The organism is Sphingobium fuliginis (genome assembly GCF_015074805.1).
GTDB lineage: Bacteria > Pseudomonadota > Alphaproteobacteria > Sphingomonadales > Sphingomonadaceae > Sphingobium > Sphingobium fuliginis.
This window is the reverse complement of the sequence record NZ_CP060036.1, coordinates 1,078,693-1,096,597: the sequence shown is the minus strand read 5'-3', so window position 1 is coordinate 1,096,597 and position 17,905 is coordinate 1,078,693. Positions and strand designations below refer to the sequence as shown.

Here is a 17,905-nt window from a genome sequence, read left to right as displayed (position 1 = left end):
GATCATTTCACCGCTTCGAGGCGCTTGGTTTCCTGCCGCTTGAACAGCAGATAGACCGGTGCGGAGATGAGGAAGGCGACCAGCAGGCCACCCAGGGCGATCAGGAACGGCCGCTGGCTCATCCAATAGGCGATCTTCATCCAGACCGGCAGCGATCCGACCCAATAGCCGTCGCCCACCGCAAAGCTCGCCATGCCTTCGCCGTCCACCACCGAAAGATCGCCCTGCACCTGCGCGTTGATCCTGGTGTCGTTGAGGCCGTTGACCAGCGCCGGCAGCGCTTCGGGATCGCTGGCCAGCAGCGCGACGACGCTGCGGCCGGTGTCGAAGGGCGACTGGAAGCCGACGATGCCGCTGAAGCTGTCGGACCCGGAGAAGAAGCCGTCGACCGTGCCGCTGTCGCTGCGCTCATAGGGGGAGAAGAGGTCGAAGGCCCGCTCCACCGGCGTGCGTTCGGTGACGCGCAGCCGGCCGTCCTGGTAAAAGACGGGCGCGCCGGAAAAGAGCGATTCCGACTGGGCGATCTGGACCGGGCCGATGACCAATATGTCCTTGCCCGCCATGCGCGCGGCATCGACCGACCGGGTGACGCTGGCCCGGATCGCGGGTGCGCCGGTCGCGTCCCCGAAACGGCCCATGACGTTCAGGAAGGCCTCGACCACGGCGGCCGTCGGATCGCCGGGCAGCAGGACGACCGTCTCCGCCATGTCGGGCCGCACGGTGAAGGGATAGCCCCCGCCCGCGAAGCTCGCCAGATTGGGCATGTGCAGCGCATGATAGGCGTGGCTGAGGTCGATCGAGCTTTCCGGCAAGATGCTGACGCGCACATTGTCGGGCAACATCCCCTCGCAGCGCTGCTTGGACTGGACCAGCAGATTATAGTCGAACACCAGCGAGTTCTGGCCGAACAGGTCGTAGCGCGGCAGCACGACGTCGGCGCGCGACGTATAGGCCGTGGGCCGTCCGCCGCCGAACCATTTGTCCCACCAATGTTCGCCGGTCAGCGGCAGGGTGGTCAGATATTGGCCGTTCATCGACAGGTCGAGGCGCGAGCGGGACTTGTCCAGCCAGGGGGCGGACGGATAGCGGTAGCGCAGGTCGAGCTTGGCCCCCTGGCGCGGCCAGAAGAACAGGTCGGGCGCGACATGGAAACCGGCGCTGAGCGGGCCGGGCGGCAGGCCGATGCCCTGCAGGGCATAGCGCGGCACGATCTCGCCCAGGCGCACCGGCCGGTCGGTGCGCAGCCAGCGCGGCGCGGAATAGCGGGGGAAGGAGGGCAGGCGCACGCCGTCCAGCGACGCGCTCGCCCCGCCCAGCATGCCCCGTCCGATGGCGAGCGCCGCGGCCGCCTGCTTCAACTGCTTCTCGTCGCTGCCGCTGACGATCAGCAACTGGCCCTCGCTGTCCACCGGATTGGTGATGATGGTGGCGGCGGACCCCCCGGGAAGGTTGATGCCGGGAATGCGGCGGCCCGGCGTCACGAACAGCACGGCGTTGCCGGCGGGGATCTGGCCAAAGCTGGGCTTGAAGGAATAGCCGCGATAGCTGGCCATGCCGCCGAACCAGGATGCGGTGCTGGCCGCCGCCTCCAGCTCGCCATTGGTGGGCTTGCCCGCGAAGACGAAGGGCAGTTTCAGCGCCACATTCTCGTTGCGGTCGAAAAAGGGCGCGGGCAGGCGCGCGAGGTCGGGCTTCAGCGGCAGCGACTGGGTGGTGATGTTCAGCACCGACCGCGTGTTGCTGACATTGGCCCAGAGCGAGCTGTGGAAGGGGTCTTCGCAGTCGCGGGTGTAATGGCCGATGAAGCGCAGGTTGAGCGAATTGTCGCCCGGCAGGAACAGCGCCGGGTTGATCGGCACGGTCACCGTCTGCGTCGTGCCGTCCGAAGGCCGAAGCGGCAGGGCGTTGACCACTTCTCCGTTCAGCAGGACGACGATCTGGCTGAGGTCGCCCAGCAGCGAGGGCGAGAAGTTGAAGGCCAGGGTCAGAGAGGCGCCGGTCACGACCTGATTGCTGCGCAGGCCGAAGGGAATGCCATATTCGCCGCGCGTTCCGGCGAGGCGGATGGGGTTCTTGACCTGCAGGTCCTTGAGCAGCAGCCGCTGCGGCTTGCCGCCCGCCGCCGGGACCGGCGTGGCCGCGGCGGGGGTGCTCGCCGGCACGGCGGGAACCGCATTGGCGGAAGTGGTGGCGAGCGCCCCGGCGGCCGCGGCGGCGGCCATGGCGCGCATCGCCTTCTTCCGGCGGCGCGGCAGGCGCCATATGTCGATGATCGTGTCGATGCCCACGCTGAAAATATCCCTGATGGATTTGAGGCCGGCGACCGGCGCCAGCGGCTTGTCCGATTGCCACGCATCGGCGCGGCCCATGACGGCGCGCACCAGATGACGGGCATGCACCATGTCGAGCGGCTGGAAGCGCAGCTTGGCCCGGCCGTTATCCAGGCGAACCGTGTCGACCGGAATGGTCAGCGTCTCGTCGCCCATCGGCAGCGAGATGTCCGTGACCTTGCGCCCCTGGAGCGCGAAACCGTCCGGCAGCTCCGCCGCCAGCCCGCCCAATGAAATGTCCACGGTCGTCCCGTCGACGACATAGCCGTCGTCGAAATAGAGCGTCACGGGCATTTGCGCGGTGATGCGGATATTCTCGCGTACCTGCCGCTGTTCCCGTGCGACCGAAATCGCCGCGATCAGGATCAGCAGGCTGAAGCTCGCCCATGCGGTGTTCAGCAGCACCGTGTCCCACTGGGCGTCGAACAGGAGGGGGAAGTTCAGCTTCACGAAGCCGAAGATCACGCCGAACACCAGCAGCAGCGCGGTGATGACATGCGGCCGCACCGTGGTGCCGTCGAAATAGGTCTGGTCCAGCAGGCCGCCCTTGTCGGTCACGTTGAACTTGCCCTTGCGCGGGTTCAGCAGCGTGAACAGCGTCGGCTTCACCAGATGGAAGGCGAGCAGCGTTTCGTAGATCTCGCCCCAGAAGGGCCGCCGGTCGCCGCCCTGGATGCGCTCGCTCGACATGGTGGAGATGAACAGGTGCGGCAGCGCATAGGCGAAGATCAGCGCGGCCGACGCATGGATGATGTTCTGTCCGCCGATCAGATAGGCGAGCGGCGACGTCAGGAACACGATGCGCGGCAGCGGAAACTGGAAATGCAGCATCGCGTTCAGGTAGCAAAGCCGCTGGTGCCAGTTCAGGCCCGGCCCGAACAGCGGATTGTCGATCCGCATGATCTGCGTCATGCCGCGCGCCCAGCGGATGCGCTGGCCGACATGCAGCACCAGCCGCTCGGTCGCGAGGCCCGCCGACAGGCGGATGCCGATATAGGCGGTGTTCCAGCCCATGCGCTGCAGTTTCAGCGCGGTATGCGCGTCCTCCGTCACCGTCTCGCCGGCAAAGCCGTTGGTCTGCTCCAGCGCGGATCGGCGGATGACCGCGCACGACCCGCAGAAGAAGGTCGCGTTCCACAGGTCGTTGCCCTTCTGCACCGCGCCGTAGAACAGGTCGCCTTCGCCCGGCAGTTCCTTCACATTGCCCAGGTTCCGCTGCACCGGATCAGGCGAATAGAAATGGTGCGGCGTCTGCATCAGCGCCAGCCGCGCGTCCTTCTGGAACCAGCCGACCGTCATCTGCAGGAAGGCGCGGGTGGGGACGTGGTCGCAGTCGAAGATCGCGATCAGTTCCCCGTCGGTCTTCTTCATCGCGGCGTTCAGATTGCCCGCCTTGGCGTGCAGATTGTCGGCCCGCGTCAGGTAGCCGCAGCCGGCCTGCCGCGCGAAGGCCCGGAATTCGGGGCGGCGGCCGTCGTCCAGGATATAGACGTGGAAGCGGTCGCGCGGATAATCCATGTCCATCGCCGCGAAAACCGTGTTCTGGACGATCGCCAGGCTCTCATTATAGGTGGGGATATAGACGTCGATGACCGGCCATTGATCGGGCTCGCCCTCGATCTCCACGACCGGGCGGTCCAGCGGCCAGCTCGTCTGCAACAGGCCCAGGACCAGGATGACCCAGGCGTAGAGTTCCGCCAGATAAAGGCCGGTGCCCAGCAGGGCCGCGGGCAGGCTGTCGAAGTCCAGCGTGTGCGTCGTGCGCCAGAACAGATAGCGGGTGGACACCAGCAGCGACAATATGCCGATGGCGATGGTCGACCGTTTGCCGGGCGAACGGTTGAACAGGATCACGCCCGCCATGGTGGTCAGCGCGAATATCCACTGCGATTCCAGGTCGAGCGGCACCGTCACCACGACGATGACGACGGCAGCCACGAAGAGCCCCGCCGCAAGCCTGAGAAGGGCCTGCGGGGCGAGTTGGGAAGGGAGGGACATCAGGCGTCTCCTGTAACCTCGATGTTCGCCTCTCCCGGGGCGGGTTTCAGTCCGATGCGCTCTTCCACGGCGTCGGCGAACAGGCGCAGGTCCTGCAACGCGGCGCTCGGCGGCGCATATTTGCTGATGAGTTCGAACCGCGCGAGCGCTTCGTTGACGGCCTCGTCGCGGCGGATGGTGGCCAGCAACTGGTCCCCGAACAGGTCGCGGACGAAGCTGTGGCTGTGGCGCGACAGCTTCTGCCGGTCGTCCAGCTGGTTGAGGACGAAGACGGTGCGGTCCAGCTTCATCGCCGGGGCCGTCTCGCTCAGGCGGTTGAGCGTGGCGAGAGAGGCGGCAGTGGGCAGTAGGGGACAGATATGCAGCACGCAGCGGGGCATCAGCAGTTCCAGCAGGTGCCGGTCCTCCGATGCGACATCGACGATCCAGATATGGCCGGGATCGAACATCCGCTCGAACTCCCGGTCCACCCGGGCCGCGAAGGCGGCGGAGCGGCTCTGGCCATGGCCCTGCATGACGCTGACCCCGAAGGCCACCAGCGGTTCGCCGCCGCCCGCGCCCCATTCCGGCACGGCCTGCGCCGGCATGAAGCCGAAATGCATCTTCAGCGAATCCTGGAAGGTGCAGTCGAGCGCGTTGACCTCATAGCCCTTGCCGGCAAGGTGCAGGGCGAGCTGGGCCGCCAGGAAAGTCGTGCCGGTGCCCCCCTTGGGCGATTGAAGCAGGATGACGGCCATCAATCCAGCTCCGAGAAGCGGTTGAAGAATTCCTTGAGGTCGACATTGTTCGTCGGCGCCGCCCGCCGCTGGGGCGCGCCATATTGGGCGAAGATCTGATTCGGCGCGGCCGGGGGCTGCGATGTCCTGGTGGCGGGGGCGGGCCGTTCGTCCTGCTGGACCTGCCGGACGGGCAGCCGTGCGGCGTCATCGCCCACCACCTTCTGGTCGCCCAGCACGGCCGCGAAAATGGGCCATAATTCCGTTTCCGAGAACCGGTCCTCAAATTCGCGATAGGCGAAGTCCTTGCGGTTCAGCTTCTCCAGCAGTTTGCGAGCATCGCGGCGCATTGGCCCCCCATATGCGTGAACGGTAAGTAGTTTGTTGCTTATAGCTAATTTACTATATCTTTCTTAATAGAATGACAGTGGGATGCGACAAAAAACTGAAAGCTGATATGGATCAAGAAAGATATGCCGATCGTTTCGCTAATAGACTGTTTCTGAACGGTATATGTCGGCAAATACATTCCAGCGGGCTTTTCCGTCATGTCTCATCCGTAACGATCACGGGCAGCAAGGATCGGTTTTGTGCCAATGAGATACAGGTGCGGCTCGATTCATGGCATTTTTTCCACCTGAACCGGATTGGATTATAAAGGGAATATCATGATCGGGCGGCTGACGGATAAAGGCCGGTCATTTCCCTTGCGACCCGGACAAGTGTTAAACAAGCTGGAATCACTGGCGCATCATCGCCGGATAGGCGACTTCATCAGGACCATATCATGAAGTGGTGGCCGATCCCGCAAGACGGGGATCGGGCTTTACTACAAACCCTCGGCCTCGACCCAATGGGCGCCCGTGATCTCCCGGGCCAGTTCCCAAACCTGGCGGCGGATGTCGGGAACGGCGACGATTTCCCAATGGGCGCCGCGGGTCATCGGGCCGACGACGAAAAGGCGGGGCTGGGCCGATCCGTCGCGGGCTATGGCATGGCATTGGCGGTCGACATCGATGCCGATCGCCAACGGATCGGGACGGATGTCGCCGCGCGATGCCAGGCGACGCAGCAACGGATCGTCGGTGCGCCGCAGGTCGCCCAGCGGGCCAGTGCAATTGACGACCCTGGCGAAGGCGACGGTCTCGCCCTCTTCCCGGCCACGACGACGCAGATGCACATGGATCGTGCCGCCCTCCGGAACGGCCTGCACGACTTTCGCGGCGCGGATTTCCAGCCGTCCTTCCGCCTGCATCGCCGCCAGCCGCTCCGCCACCTGCGGTGCGATGCGGTGGCGGTGCACGTCCCAATAGGGGCGCAGGTGGCGCAGGAAGCGGCTGCGCTCCTCCGCGCTGGCGGCCCGCCACATATCCTGGGTGAAGCGGCGAAGCTCATCCACGGCATTGCGCCAGCCGATTTCCGCGCTGCGTCTGCGCAGCGTCCGGACCAGCGCGGAAGCGGCGCCCTTCGGCCGGTCGCTGCGCGGCGCATAAGGGGGCGCCGGCGCATGGCTTTGCGGCGCCAGCCCACGGCGGGATAGGGCGACGATCCGCCCCCGGAATCCGGCGCGGTCCAGGCTGAGCGCGCAATCCACCGCCGTCAGCCCGCTGCCGAGCAGCAGCACCCGATCGCTGTCCTGCAAGCCCGCCGCGATGGTCGCCGCCCAGGGATCGTTCACATAGACGGCGTTCTCGGGGCCGTCCCTGTCGCGCAATCCGGCAAAGGCGGGCAGGTCGTGCGGCGGCAGATTGCCGGGCGCCAGCGCCACGATGTCGGCTTCGATCCCGCCCCCGGAACGCAGGACGACGCATATGCCGTCGTCGCGCAGCTGCAGGTCGACGGCATCGCCGTTCAATATGGTCAGCCTGTCCGCGGCCTGCCCCCGCATCTCGTCCAGCATGGCGCTGAGATAGGCGCCATAGTCGCGCCGGGTGGCGAAGCTGCCTTCCTGGCCCAGTCCCTGCTGCTTCAGCCAGTCGGTGAAATGATCGGGGCTGTCGGGCAGGGCGCTCATATTGGCGGCGCGCACGTTGAGAACATGGCCGGCATGCGCCGCTCCATAGGCGAGGCCCCGGCCCATCCGTTCTTCATGGCGCTCCACCATCGTCACGCGCAACGCACCATGACGAAGCAGGTTGATGGCGAGCAGCGTGCCGCTGAACCCTCCTCCGATAATGGCGGCGTGATCGACCTTCAGCATGGATCAGGCATTTTTCCATAACAGCGGTTGGCCCGGATGGCGCGGCGGACCATGGAAGAAGCAGGATCGCAACTGTCCCAACCCCTTCCGCCCGAACGCATTTCCCAAGCCTAGGAGCGGACAGGCAATAGGGGCAAGCCCCATTGTGGACAAGGGTCGCGGCAATGCCGATCCGGCGTCATGGAACGCCGTCGGCAATATGCTGTGCAACGGCATTTTGACGCATGGGCGGCCGCTCGCTACGGAGGCTGGCATGATCGCACTGCTATCCCCCGCCAAGACGCTTGATTTCGAACGCGCGCTGCCGCCCCTGCCCGTCACCACCCCGCATTTCGCCGAAGAGGCGCGCGGCCTGGCCAGATCGGCCGCCAACCTTTCGCAGAAGCGGTTGTCGGAGTTGATGCATATCTCGCCGCGCCTGGCGAAGCTCAATGCGGACCGCTTCCGCGATTTTGCCGACTTGCCCGAACGGCAGGCTCTGTTCGCCTTTGCCGGCGATGTCTATACAGGTTTCGAAGCCAGTACGCTGGACGAAGCGGCGGTCGCCTTCGCGCAGGACCATGTCCGGATGCTGTCGGGCCTTTATGGCCTGTTGCGGCCGCTGGACGCGATCCGGCCCTACCGGCTGGAGATGGGGACGCGCTGGGCGCCGCGCCACAAGAAGCTGACCGACTGGTGGGGCGATCGCATCGCTGAACTGCTCCGCGGGCAGATCGCGGAGGAGGGGTCGGGCGTGGTCCTCAACCTCGCCAGCCAGGAATATTTCGCGGCGGTGGAAGGCAAGCTGGCGGGCATCCGCATCATCGACGTCGATTTTCGCGAGCCCGGTCCCGACGGACCGCGCTTCGTCAGTTTCAATGCCAAGCGCGCCCGGGGCATGATGGCCCGATGGATGTGCGAGCATCGCATAACCGACGTCGATGCGATGCGCGGCTTCGACAGCGACGGCTATCGCTTCGATGCCGGGGAGAGCGAGCCCGATCGCTGGCGCTTCACTCGGACCTGAGCGGGCTTACCGCCGTTCCGTTGCTACGACCGCCCGGATGGCCGGATGGGAAGCGAGATCGTGATCGCTCGCTTCCCGTCCATGATCAGGATTTGGCGGTTGCGGCTTCGGGCGTTTTTTCCTCGCCGCCCAGATGCGAACTGGCTGCTTCCAATGCCGCCTTCAGCGACTTGGGCTTGGCGGTTCCATTGGCCTTCGCAGGAGCGGCCTTCTTTACCGGGGCCTTTTCCTGCGCAGGCGCCTTGGAAGCGGCGGCAGCCTTGCCGTCCGCCTTGTCGCCCTTGGCGGCGGCGATCGAAAGGCGCTGGCGCGGCTCCTTCCTGTCCTTACTGGCGGAGGCCGGCGCCGCGGCGCGATTGCCGCGGTTCGATATGACGGGGGCGGGCCCATCCTTCGCCTTGTTCGTCTTTGGCGCTGCGGCCTTAGCAGGCGCCGCGGCCTTCGCCGGCGCATCGGACCCGGCGGCGGGAGCAGCCTTTTCCGATGATTTGGGCGCGGCGGCCGGGCTTGCCGGAGTGGCCGCTGCCTTCGCAGGGGCTGCGGCCTTCGTAGCGACGACCGGCTTACGGCCCAGGCCGGCCTTTTCCGCGACGGCGCGACGCGCCTGCGAATAGCTTTGCGCCACCAGCGGATAGGTGCTGGGCAGCTTGTAGCGTTCCCGATATTGTTCCGGCGTCAGGCCATGGGCGGCCAGATGGCGCTTCAAGGTCTTGTACGGCCTGCCGTCGATCAGGCTGAGGATATGATCGGGCGAGGCGAGGCTCTTGCGCACCGAAACCGCAGGCGTGAAGGTTTCGGCAGCGGGCTCGGCAATGGTCGCCGTGGCATTTTCCGTCAGCGCCGTGCGGGTGGTCTTGATCAGATCGGCCAAGCTTTCGCTCGGAACGCTGTTTCGCGAGACATAAGCGCTGAGCAACTGGACGGTAAGGGCAGTGATGTCGTTCTTGTCTTCGTCGGCCATGTGAGCGAACCCGTTTCAGGAGGATGTTAGCGCTATTTGCGCAAATCGACGCAGATTGTAAATGTCGGATTTCCAGTAAATGGTCTTCTATGCCTGTATTTGCCGGCAATCGATCCAATGTCGGAAAGTCGATCCCGTTCCATGATCGTCAAATCGGCGTGCGTGATCGGGCATCAATCCTTCTCAATGACATCGGTCCTGGGCATGAGGCGGCAGTCGCGCCAGTTCCGGTCGCCCCTGGGCACGAACGACACATAGTCGCCGTCGATGATGAGGGCCGCCCGGGGACTTCGATAATATCGGCCCAGCGATATTGCCCCGCGTTTGAGCGTGAGCTGCCCGTCCTTCCAGACGACCGTGGCGCGGTCGGCATCGGCGCGGACGGAAAAGCGCCGTCCGGCGGCGCACTGGACCTCCATGTCGGCGTCCGGGCGTTGTGCGCCTGCCGGCGCGAGGGTCGCGGCGGCCGCCACTATGGCGGCCATCGGCATGAGGGCGCCGGGGAAAGAGCGGCATGTCATTGCTGGAGCCTTGTTGGAACGGACTTCCTCCCTAACTCGCCGTCGAGTCGTCGGTTCCTGTGGCGAGGGCGTTGGCGATCATGGCGGCCAGCGTCTCCTCCGCCCGCTGCTTGACGCCCGCATCCTTGGACAGCAGGTCGTGCCTGATCCATTGCGGCGCCCGACTGAGAATAGCCATGATCAGATTCGTCGTCTTCTCGTCCATGCAACCGCTATGCGGGCCCTGTTTGCTTCCGGCAACCGCAAAAGGAATCACCCAGATCAAGCTGCGCCTTGGGCGTCGCGGACAATGGCCGCCGCGGCCATGGCGGAACGGCTCCGCGCCTTGACCGATGTTGAACCTGCGGGCGCTGAGTTGTTGCGGCGTGTCGCGAATTTTCGATGGGTTTGCCACGAAGCATGTCAGGCTATGAACCATGTCCGAACAGGTCGACGAAGATGCTGTTGCACCTCCATCCTGTTTTCAGCAATGATATTATATGAGAAATATTATTCGGGCATGGTCCGACCATTTATGGCGTGGCAGCGAGGCGTGTCGGCCCCGCTGCCAAAACGCGGGGGAAGTCTTCAGTCGTCAATCCGAATTAAATCACCGGATGAACGGGTCTGGGCCGCCCACGGCGCGGAGGTCGAAGGGGCTCTTGATGGAGCATCGATCTTCTCGTGCCTGTAGAAGGGCTCGACGACAAGCTTGTTCCTCTCGCTATCGAGGTTGCGTTGCAGTTCCTGCGACTATTCGTCCGACGTCTCCCTAAGTCGATGGGAAAAAGATCGATGAGGCCCGATTCCATGAGGAACGATTTACCGCTTGGCCAAGCCGCGGGGCATCGATGCTCGCAGCAGCCTGTTCATTGCCGAATGGCGAATGCCTTGCGCTTTACCGTGAATGTCTCGCGACGGCGGAGCCAATGCTGCACCGGCCGGTCCAGCAGGGCGAAGCCAGGGATGGACGCAAGCATGGCCATCGGCAGCATGGTGATCGCCAAGGCAATATCGCTTGCGGCCCCGGCGCCTGACCACCTTTCCATGAATGTGATCATCGGCCGGTGAACGAGATAGAGAGCGAAGGAGGCCGCTCCCAGCGATTGCAGCCCAGGCTGGCGGAGCAGATGCGATAATGCGCCCTGACCATGGGCGAATATCAATATCAGGACAGCCATCGGCGGCAGGAAGATGAGCTGGTAGCGAAAAGCGAGGGGAACTGCGAACCATTCCACGGCGACCATGGTCGCCGGCAGCGAAATGGCCGCAAGCGCTTCCGTTGCGCTCGTCGCCCATCGTCGTCCGATGCCCGATCGCTAGGCCCGGCACAGCAGGATGCCCGCGATGAATTCGAACAGCCGGGTAAGCGGGAACACATAGAAGATCCAGTCCACCCATGGCGAATAACCCGCGACCGTAAGGGCTGTAAAACAGCTTCCCGCCACGATCAGGACCATGCCGGCGATGAAGACCGCGCGCAGCACCGGCTCGCGCCATTTCAAAAGCCATGGGAAAAGCGCATAGAAGAACAGCTCGTCGGACAGGCTCCAGGAGGGGCCGTTGAGCGAATAATGGACCAACGGGTCTGGAGACCAGCTATGATCAACTGGACGGTCGAAGTGGGCGCAACCGACGATGCCAGCGATATTCGCACGACGTTGCGCATACCCTTTAGCTTGAACTAGACCAGATTTCGACCCGTCGGTTCGGCCGCTCTGGATCTGTGTTTTCACCGCCTTTTCCGGGTCGGCAGAGGATTGCTCCTGCTTGGAATATGCTCTGGCGCGGCGATCCGGTTATATCGGATGGGCGGGACACTCTACTGCGCGCCTGGTCGGACCCTGCCCTGTTCTGCCGCCGCTTCGCGCCATTGTCCCTGCGCGATGCCGTTGAGCGTCCAGTCCCCGATCCGCCACCGCACCAGCCGCAAAGTCGGGTGCCCCAGGGCAGCCGTCATGCGCCTGACCTGTCGGTTGCGTCCTTCGCGGATCGTCAGGCTCAGCCAGCAATCCGGCACGCTCTTGCGAAACCGGACCGGGGGATCGCGGGGCCAGAGGGGGGGCGCGTCGATGCGTTCGACCTGCGCGGGCAGGGTCAGGCCGTCCTTCAGGCGCACGCCACGCCGCAGCGCCGCCAGCGTCGCCCCGTCCGGGTCCCCCTCCACCTGCACGAGATAGGTCTTGGGCATCTTGAAACGCGGGTCGGCTATCCGCGCCTGCAGGCGGCCGTCGTCGGTCAGCAGCAACAATCCCTCGCTGTCGAGGTCGAGCCGGCCCGCCGGATAGAAGCCGGGGCGGTCGATATAGGCGGCCAGCGTCGGACGGGGCGGGCCCGTCCGTTCATCGCTGAACTGGCAGAGCACGCCATAAGGCTTGTTGAACAGGATCAGCGCCATGACGGATCAGTCCGCATCGAACGCCAGGCTGCCCTGGTCGATCAACGCCGCAACCAGCGTGACCACGGCGGCGGAGGCCGCGAGTTCCGCATCCACGACCATGGCCGGTTCCATGCACAGCCCCTCGGCCAGTCGCGCCGTGTCGCCGTCGCAATCGAAGCCATGGCCGTCCACGAACAGCAGCAGTTCCGGCTCTCCCTGGCGGATGAAGGAAAAGCGGCTGGCGGGATTGCGGCTGAGCGGCACGCCCTGAGCCAGAAGGGCGCGCACCGTCGCTTCGTCCGCCGGCTCATCCGGCCGCCAATCCATGTCCGCCGACTTGGGCAGGCTGTTGTAAAGGCCGAACCAGCGGGCGAAGGCGCGGCGGTCGGACAGCGCCTCCAGCACCATGGCATGCATCCGGTCGAGGGCCGACGCCGCGATCTCACCGGCATTGGGCTGGATGATGAGGTCGGGATCGGCATAGCGATCCTCGTCCACCATGTCGTCGGCCTGATGCCGGCACCAGTTTTCGATTAGTTCGGCGCGGGACGGCGCGCGGAAGCCGATGGAATAGGTCATGCAGTCCCCGCCCACCGCCACGCCGTCATGCGTGAAGCAGGGCGGGACATAGAGAATGTCTCCGGGTTCGAGGACATAGTCCCCCGTCGCCTCGAAATCGGGGATCAGGCGCAGGTCGTCATGCGGCAGCAGCGGCGTTGCGGAATCGCATCGCGGGCCGACGCGCCAGCGCCTCTTGCCCAGGCCCTGCACCAGGAACACGTCATATTGGTCGAAATGCGGCCCGACGCCGCCCCCGTCGGTAGCATAGCTGACCATCACATCGTCGATGCGCCAGTCGGGTATGAAGCGGAAGGGTTGGATCAACGCCGCGACATCGGGCACATGATGGTCGACCGCCTGCACCAGAAGTGTCCAGGCGTCGCCGAGTTCGGTGAAACGATCCTCCGGCAGCGGGCCGCTTTCCATGGCGAGCCTATCCGCCTGCCGGGTGATGAGGCGCGATTCGACGCCCTCCTCGCAGGCGAGGCCGGCCAGCTCGTCCGGCTCCAGCGGGTTGCGCCACGCGCTCCACGGGTTGCGGATCAGCAGCGGGCGCTTCTGCCAATGGTGGCGCAGGAACAGGTCAATGTCGAAACGGGCGAGGTGCATGCCCCGCCCATGCGCCGTCCTGCACCCGCTGTCAAAGAAAGGAACCGCGCCAGCGCGCCGTTCAGACGGCCCAGTTCAGGTAGAAGTCCTTGAGCGCGTGCGCATCATGGAGGGCGTTGTGCGGCATCCGGCTGTTGGACGCGGCGCTGAACCCCGCGCCGTTGATGAGTTCAAGGCGCAGCCCGTCCAGCCTGATCATCTCGGCCGGGCCGGTCACGAGCAGGGCGCAGAAATGGGCGAGGTCATCGGGCCAGTCGGCGATGATAAGCGGATCGCGGTCATGCGCCAGATAGGCTTCCAGATGCTGGGCGGCCTCCACCCGGTTCAACTGATGGTCGACGCCCGGCGGCACGAAGCGCAGATAGGGAATCACATTCTTCTCCACCCAGGGATGGATTTCGGCCGGCAGGGGAAGCGAGACGTAGAAATCCTGGTCTCCAATTTCGGGGACGAGCGCCAGGCTGATGAGGTCGCCGCCGAAGCCGTTGAATTCTGTATCGAGGAAATATCGCATCTCGCTCCTTTGACGCCGCGCCGCATTGCCGTAAAGCCCCCGCTGGCGGCGGACCCGCCGGGAGTAGTTGGTATGCAGGCACGCGAATTCATCGGAACGGCGCAGGTTCCCGGCGGGGAGGAACTGACCCTCTATCGCCGAGGCGGGGATTTCATGATCGTGCTCGACCGCAACGAACTGATGAGCAGCCGGATGAGCGGGTCGGAAGAGGCGCTCGCCAATCTGAGCTGCGAACGGCTGCGCGGCCGGGCGCGCCCGCATCTGCTGATCGGCGGCTATGGCATGGGCTTCACGTTGCGCGCGGCGCTGGCGGCGCTCGACGGCACGGCAACCGTCACCGTGGCGGAACTGGTGCCGGAGATCATCCAGTGGGCGCGCGGGCCGATGGCGGAACTGGCCGCGGGTTGCCTGGACGATCCGCGCGTGCGGCTGGTCCAGGCTGATGTGGCCGATCTGATCGGCACGGCGCGGGGGCTGTACGACGCCATCCTGCTCGACGTCGACAATGGGCCGGACGGCTTAGTGCGCCAGGCGAACGACCGTCTCTATTCGGCGCAGGGGATCGCGGCTGCGATCGCCGCGCTCAGGCCCGGCGGCATATTGGCGATCTGGTCCGCCGCTCCCGATGCGAGCTTCACCCGCCGCCTTTCCCGCGCTGGCCTGACGGTCGAAGAGGTTGCCGTGCGCGCCCGCAGCAACGGCAAGGGGCCACGGCACGTCATCTGGTTCGCCACGAAAAGAGCGTCCCGATAGCGCAAACGTCCGGGGTGACCCATGAACAGGGTCAGCGCGGCATGGGAATGCGCCTGCACGAACAACAGCAATAATGGTTCCGTCCTCTCATAAAAAAATCCCGGCCTCACGATCCGATGAGAAGGATCGTCCGTCATACGGGCTTATCGGCGACGTCGCTGGTGCAATTGTGCAACAAGGACAAGCTGTTGCGACCAATGAAGACCGACCGGCGGTTTACGCGGGACTATTCGAATTCTAAGTGCGGCACCCTCTGGATTTCGAAGCTTCTCGAAGGATATTGACTTGAAGAAGATCATCGCCATCGCCGCCGTCGCGGCTTCTTTCGCCTCTCCCGCCTTCGCGCAGGACGCGGTGCGCTCCAACTTCTCCGGCCCCTATGTCGGCGCCGTCGTGGGTGCCGACCATGCCGATCTCGGCGCGGACGCGCATGACACCGGGCTGCTCTATGGCGGCGTCATCGGCTATGACATCAACCTGCGGGGCGCGGTGTTCGGCATTGAAGGCGAATATGCCGATTCCGACACCAAGGATTCGAGCACCGACGTCTTCGTCGCCGGCGATCGCGTCAGCGCGCGCACCGGCCGCGATCTCTATGCCGGCATTCGCATCGGCGGCCAGGTTGCCGAAAATGTGATGCTCTATGCCAAGGGCGGCTACACCAACGCCCGTGCCAAGGGTTCCTATCAGAACGGCGCCACGATCCAGACCGCCTCGGGCAACCTTCAGGGCTATCGTCTGGGCGCTGGCGTCGAAACCAATGTGATGGGTTTCCTTGCCCGCCTCGAATATCGCTATTCGAGCTATGAGCGCGTCTTCGACGTGAAGCCCGAGCGCCACCAGGCTGCGCTGGTCGTCGGCTATCGCTTCTGACTTGGACGCGGGAGCGGCGCCCCATCGGGACGCCGCTCCCGCGGCATCTGGTTTGCCCGTTCAGCGAAATGATCTGGCGAGGATGACCAGCGTCGGATCGCCTTCCACCGGTTCGACCGCAAAGCCCTTTTCCCGCTCCAATTCTATGGTGCCGTGATTGTCGCGGCTCTCGATCGAGATCACCCGCCGCACGCCGCGCTTCTGCGCCTCGCCGGCCAGATGTTCGAGCACCGCCCAGCCGACGCCCCGGCCCTTATAATCCCCGCGCACCGATACGGCGACTTCGGCCGTGTCCATCGCATTGTCGCAGGCCAGGATGCCGGAGGCGACGAGTTCGCCCGTGGCGCCATCGAACGCCAGGATGCTTTCGCTGCGGAAATGGTCGGCATGGATCAGCGGGTCGAGTTGCTCATGACCGACATGGGGCACGGCGGAAAAGAAGCGGAAGCGTCGGTCCTCGTCGCTGACCTTGTCGAAAAAGGCCGCGAGCAGCGTCTCGTCGCTTTCCTCCGCAGGCCGGACATGGAGCTGGAGGCCCGACCGGGTCGGCAGGCTGAGGATGGTCTTGGCGTCGGTCATGAAACTGTCTCCCTTGTCAACGGCGCCAGAGTAGCTGTCGGACCGACGGCGCACCTTGATCCTCGACAATCTGGAAGGATCAGGGTGCGCCGGCAGGGAACCTCCAGGCCTTTGCTTTACCGCGTTTTCCAAGCCAGCAGATGATCCCGTCTGCTGGGAAAACGCCTTAGGCGTCGATATTGCGCCGGAAGGTTTCGGGCAGGAAGATCATTCCCAGGACGACGGTCGCCGCCGCCACCACCACCGGGTACCAGATACCGTAATAGATGTCCCCGGTCGCCGCGACCATCGCGAAGCCGATCGCCGGAAGCAGCCCGCCCAGCCAGCCATTGCCGATGTGATAGGGCAGCGACATGGAGGAGTAGCGGATGCGGCTGGGGAACAGTTCGACCAGCATGGCGGCGATCGGACCATAGACCATCGTCACCAGCAGCACGAGGTAGAAGAGCAGGGCGACGACGAGCGGCTTGTTGATCTCGGCCGGGTTCGCCTTGCCGGGATAGCCGACTCTGGCGAGTTCACCCTCGACGGCAGGGCGCGCCGCGACGGCAGGCTTGTCGCCCTCCGCCGCCCTGGCCGGGCTGGCGGGCGCGCCGATCAGTTGGGCGGTGAAGGCCGCGATGGCCGCCTTCTTCGCGTCGCCCGAAAGCCGGGACGGGTCGGGCGCCGTGAAGCGCCTGCCGCCGACCGCGACCGTTGCGACTGTGCCGGGCGCGGCGACGACGTTGGTGTAGTTGACGCCCGCCTTGGCCAGTGCGTTCTTGACGATGTCGCAGCTTGTCGTGTCGAACTTGTTCGCGCCGACCGGATCGAACTGGGAAGAACATTCCGCCGGGTCGGCCGTGACCGTGACCGGGGCGGCTGCCTGTGCCCGGGCCAGCGCCGGATTGGCGGCGTCGGTGAGCAGGTGGAAGACCGGGAACAGCGTCAGCGCGGCCAGGGCGCAGCCCGAAAGGATGATGGGCTTGCGGCCGATGCGGTCGGACAGCCAGCCGAAGAACAGGAAGAAGGGCGCTGCCATGAGGAGCGCGATGATGATGAGCGTGTTGGCGGTCAGGCCGTCGATCTTCAGCATCTTCTCCAGGAAGAACAGCGCGTAGAGCTGGCCGCAATACCAGACCACCGCCTGGCCCGCGATCGCGCCGAAAAAGGCGATGAAGACGATCCTGAGGTTCTTCCACTCACCGAAGGCTTCCTTGATCGGGGACTTGGAGCCTGTGCCCTCCGCCTTCATTTTCTGGAAAACGGGCGATTCATGCAGCTTCAGGCGCAGCCAAAGGCCAAGGACGAGGAACAGGCCGGAGACCAGATAGGGAATGCGCCAGCCCCATTCCTTGAACGCTTCCTCGCCCACGCCCGTGATGGGCGATCGGACGGTGATCACGATCAGCAGCGCCATGGCGAGCCCTGCGGTCGCGGTGATCTGAATCCAGCTCGTGTAGAAGCCCCGCCGGTTGTCGGGCGCATGCTCCGCGACATAGGTCGCCGCGCCGCCATATTCGCCGCCCAGCGCCAGCCCTTGGAACATGCGCAGCACCACCAGCATGATCGGCGCGGCGACGCCGACCGACTTGTAGGTGGGAAGGCACCCGACCAGGAAGGTGGACAGGCCCATGACCAGCAGCGTGATGATGAAGGTGTAGCGCCGCCCGAACAGGTCGCCGATGCGGCCGAAGACGAGGGCGCCGAAGGGACGGACGATGAACCCCGACGCGAAGATCAGCAGCGCCATGATGAAGGAGGTGGTCGGGTTGAGGCCCGTCAGGAACTGCGCCGCGATGATCGCGGTCAGCAGCCCGTAGAGGTAGAAATCATACCATTCGAACACGGTGCCGAGCGAGCTGGCGGTGATGATCAGCTTTTCGCTTCGCGTCGCCTCATGATGTTTTGGCAGTCCGTCATATGTCGAAGCCATAACCGTCCCT

Annotated in this window: 17 protein-coding genes; 3 read left to right on the top strand and 14 right to left on the bottom strand. The window is 64.9% G+C overall.

The window, feature by feature from the left end; genetic code table 11:
* Positions 1-2: 2 nt before the first annotated feature.
* From bcsA to H5V43_RS20950, 4 genes are all read right to left on the bottom strand, one after another.
* A complete protein-coding gene (gene bcsA / locus H5V43_RS20965) occupies positions 3-4,328 on the bottom strand; it encodes a UDP-forming cellulose synthase catalytic subunit (protein ID WP_193666836.1) in 4,326 nt (1,441 codons plus the stop codon).
* Complete coding sequence (locus H5V43_RS20960; RefSeq protein ID WP_025550001.1) at positions 4,328-5,065, bottom strand: cellulose synthase operon protein YhjQ/BcsQ; 738 nt, start codon at positions 5,063-5,065, stop codon at positions 4,328-4,330. The genes bcsA and H5V43_RS20960 overlap by 1 nt, the downstream gene beginning before the upstream one ends.
* Positions 5,065-5,394 (bottom strand): hypothetical protein, encoded by a 330-nt coding sequence (locus tag H5V43_RS20955; RefSeq protein ID WP_025550002.1) that lies wholly within the window; start codon positions 5,392-5,394, stop codon positions 5,065-5,067. Before H5V43_RS20955 ends, H5V43_RS20960 begins: the two co-directional genes overlap by 1 nt.
* Before the next feature lie 479 nt (positions 5,395-5,873).
* Positions 5,874-7,244 carry an FAD/NAD(P)-binding protein gene (locus H5V43_RS20950; protein ID WP_025550003.1) on the bottom strand — a complete coding sequence of 457 codons (1,371 nt, stop codon included), beginning with the start codon at positions 7,242-7,244 and terminating at the stop codon, positions 5,874-5,876.
* A 253-nt stretch (positions 7,245-7,497) separates the two neighbouring features.
* Between H5V43_RS20950 and yaaA the strand changes: the two genes are divergently transcribed.
* Positions 7,498-8,250 carry a peroxide stress protein YaaA gene (gene yaaA, locus H5V43_RS20945; protein WP_025550004.1) on the top strand — a complete coding sequence of 251 codons (753 nt, stop codon included), beginning with the start codon at positions 7,498-7,500 and terminating at the stop codon, positions 8,248-8,250.
* A gap of 85 nt (positions 8,251-8,335) precedes the next feature.
* Here yaaA and H5V43_RS20940 read toward each other — a convergent pair whose 3' ends face one another.
* The 8 genes from H5V43_RS20940 to H5V43_RS20905 all read right to left on the bottom strand — a co-directional run bounded on the left by H5V43_RS20940 (position 8,336) and on the right by H5V43_RS20905 (position 13,775).
* Positions 8,336-9,211: a Ros/MucR family transcriptional regulator gene (locus H5V43_RS20940; RefSeq protein ID WP_044661059.1), complete on the bottom strand. Its 876-nt coding sequence runs from the start codon at positions 9,209-9,211 to the stop codon at positions 8,336-8,338.
* Between the two features lie 173 nt (positions 9,212-9,384).
* A complete protein-coding gene (locus H5V43_RS20935; protein WP_025550005.1) occupies positions 9,385-9,732 on the bottom strand; it encodes a hypothetical protein in 348 nt (115 codons plus the stop codon).
* 31 nt (positions 9,733-9,763) lie between these two features.
* Positions 9,764-9,910, bottom strand: coding sequence for a hypothetical protein (locus H5V43_RS20930; RefSeq protein ID WP_171407208.1), 147 nt, complete (start codon positions 9,908-9,910; stop codon positions 9,764-9,766).
* A 670-nt stretch (positions 9,911-10,580) separates the two neighbouring features.
* Complete coding sequence (locus H5V43_RS20925; protein WP_044661060.1) at positions 10,581-10,958, bottom strand: acyltransferase family protein; 378 nt, start codon at positions 10,956-10,958, stop codon at positions 10,581-10,583.
* Positions 10,959-11,030: 72 nt separating this feature from the next.
* Positions 11,031-11,447, bottom strand: coding sequence for an acyltransferase family protein (locus tag H5V43_RS20920; protein ID WP_084694358.1), 417 nt, complete (start codon positions 11,445-11,447; stop codon positions 11,031-11,033).
* Positions 11,448-11,533: 86 nt separating this feature from the next.
* The gene (locus tag H5V43_RS20915) at positions 11,534-12,109 is read right to left on the bottom strand and encodes a pseudouridine synthase (protein ID WP_025550008.1); all 576 of its coding nucleotides are present in this window, start codon (positions 12,107-12,109) and stop codon (positions 11,534-11,536) included.
* Positions 12,110-12,115: 6 nt separating this feature from the next.
* Positions 12,116-13,261 (bottom strand): cupin domain-containing protein, encoded by a 1,146-nt coding sequence (locus H5V43_RS20910; protein ID WP_025550009.1) that lies wholly within the window; start codon positions 13,259-13,261, stop codon positions 12,116-12,118.
* Positions 13,262-13,322: 61 nt separating this feature from the next.
* Positions 13,323-13,775 (bottom strand): hypothetical protein, encoded by a 453-nt coding sequence (locus H5V43_RS20905; RefSeq protein ID WP_007686433.1) that lies wholly within the window; start codon positions 13,773-13,775, stop codon positions 13,323-13,325.
* Positions 13,776-13,847: 72 nt separating this feature from the next.
* On the opposite strand from H5V43_RS20905, the gene H5V43_RS20900 reads away from it, so the two are divergent.
* Both H5V43_RS20900 and H5V43_RS20895 read left to right on the top strand, forming a co-directional pair.
* Positions 13,848-14,528 (top strand): spermine/spermidine synthase domain-containing protein, encoded by a 681-nt coding sequence (locus H5V43_RS20900; RefSeq protein ID WP_025550010.1) that lies wholly within the window; start codon positions 13,848-13,850, stop codon positions 14,526-14,528.
* 285 nt (positions 14,529-14,813) lie between these two features.
* A complete protein-coding gene (locus tag H5V43_RS20895; RefSeq protein WP_025550011.1) occupies positions 14,814-15,401 on the top strand; it encodes an outer membrane protein in 588 nt (195 codons plus the stop codon).
* 60 nt (positions 15,402-15,461) lie between these two features.
* Here H5V43_RS20895 and H5V43_RS20890 read toward each other — a convergent pair whose 3' ends face one another.
* Positions 15,462-15,980, bottom strand: a complete 519-nt coding sequence (locus H5V43_RS20890; protein ID WP_025550012.1) for a GNAT family N-acetyltransferase — start codon at positions 15,978-15,980, stop codon at positions 15,462-15,464.
* 166 nt (positions 15,981-16,146) lie between these two features.
* Complete coding sequence (locus H5V43_RS20885; protein ID WP_025550013.1) at positions 16,147-17,895, bottom strand: MFS transporter; 1,749 nt, start codon at positions 17,893-17,895, stop codon at positions 16,147-16,149.
* Positions 17,896-17,905: the final 10 nt, after the last annotated feature.

Excerpts from the sequence above, each read along its gene's own strand:
- bcsA (WP_193666836.1), bottom strand. The coding sequence starts at position 4,328 with ATGTCCCTCCCTTCCCAACTCGCCCCGCAGGCCCTTCTCAGGCTTGCG.
- H5V43_RS20960 (WP_025550001.1), bottom strand. The coding sequence starts at position 5,065 with ATGGCCGTCATCCTGCTTCAATCGCCCAAGGGGGGCACCGGCACGACT.
- H5V43_RS20955 (WP_025550002.1), bottom strand. The coding sequence starts at position 5,394 with ATGCGCCGCGATGCTCGCAAACTGCTGGAGAAGCTGAACCGCAAGGAC.
- H5V43_RS20950 (WP_025550003.1), bottom strand. The coding sequence starts at position 7,244 with ATGCTGAAGGTCGATCACGCCGCCATTATCGGAGGAGGGTTCAGCGGC.
- yaaA (WP_025550004.1), top strand. The coding sequence starts at position 7,498 with ATGATCGCACTGCTATCCCCCGCCAAGACGCTTGATTTCGAACGCGCG.
- H5V43_RS20940 (WP_044661059.1), bottom strand. The coding sequence starts at position 9,211 with ATGGCCGACGAAGACAAGAACGACATCACTGCCCTTACCGTCCAGTTG.
- H5V43_RS20935 (WP_025550005.1), bottom strand. The coding sequence starts at position 9,732 with ATGACATGCCGCTCTTTCCCCGGCGCCCTCATGCCGATGGCCGCCATA.
- H5V43_RS20930 (WP_171407208.1), bottom strand. The coding sequence starts at position 9,910 with ATGGCTATTCTCAGTCGGGCGCCGCAATGGATCAGGCACGACCTGCTG.
- H5V43_RS20925 (WP_044661060.1), bottom strand. The coding sequence starts at position 10,958 with ATGGTCGCCGTGGAATGGTTCGCAGTTCCCCTCGCTTTTCGCTACCAG.
- H5V43_RS20915 (WP_025550008.1), bottom strand. The coding sequence starts at position 12,109 with ATGGCGCTGATCCTGTTCAACAAGCCTTATGGCGTGCTCTGCCAGTTC.
- H5V43_RS20910 (WP_025550009.1), bottom strand. The coding sequence starts at position 13,261 with ATGCACCTCGCCCGTTTCGACATTGACCTGTTCCTGCGCCACCATTGG.
- H5V43_RS20905 (WP_007686433.1), bottom strand. The coding sequence starts at position 13,775 with ATGCGATATTTCCTCGATACAGAATTCAACGGCTTCGGCGGCGACCTC.
- H5V43_RS20900 (WP_025550010.1), top strand. The coding sequence starts at position 13,848 with ATGCAGGCACGCGAATTCATCGGAACGGCGCAGGTTCCCGGCGGGGAG.
- H5V43_RS20890 (WP_025550012.1), bottom strand. The coding sequence starts at position 15,980 with ATGACCGACGCCAAGACCATCCTCAGCCTGCCGACCCGGTCGGGCCTC.
- H5V43_RS20885 (WP_025550013.1), bottom strand. The coding sequence starts at position 17,895 with ATGGCTTCGACATATGACGGACTGCCAAAACATCATGAGGCGACGCGA.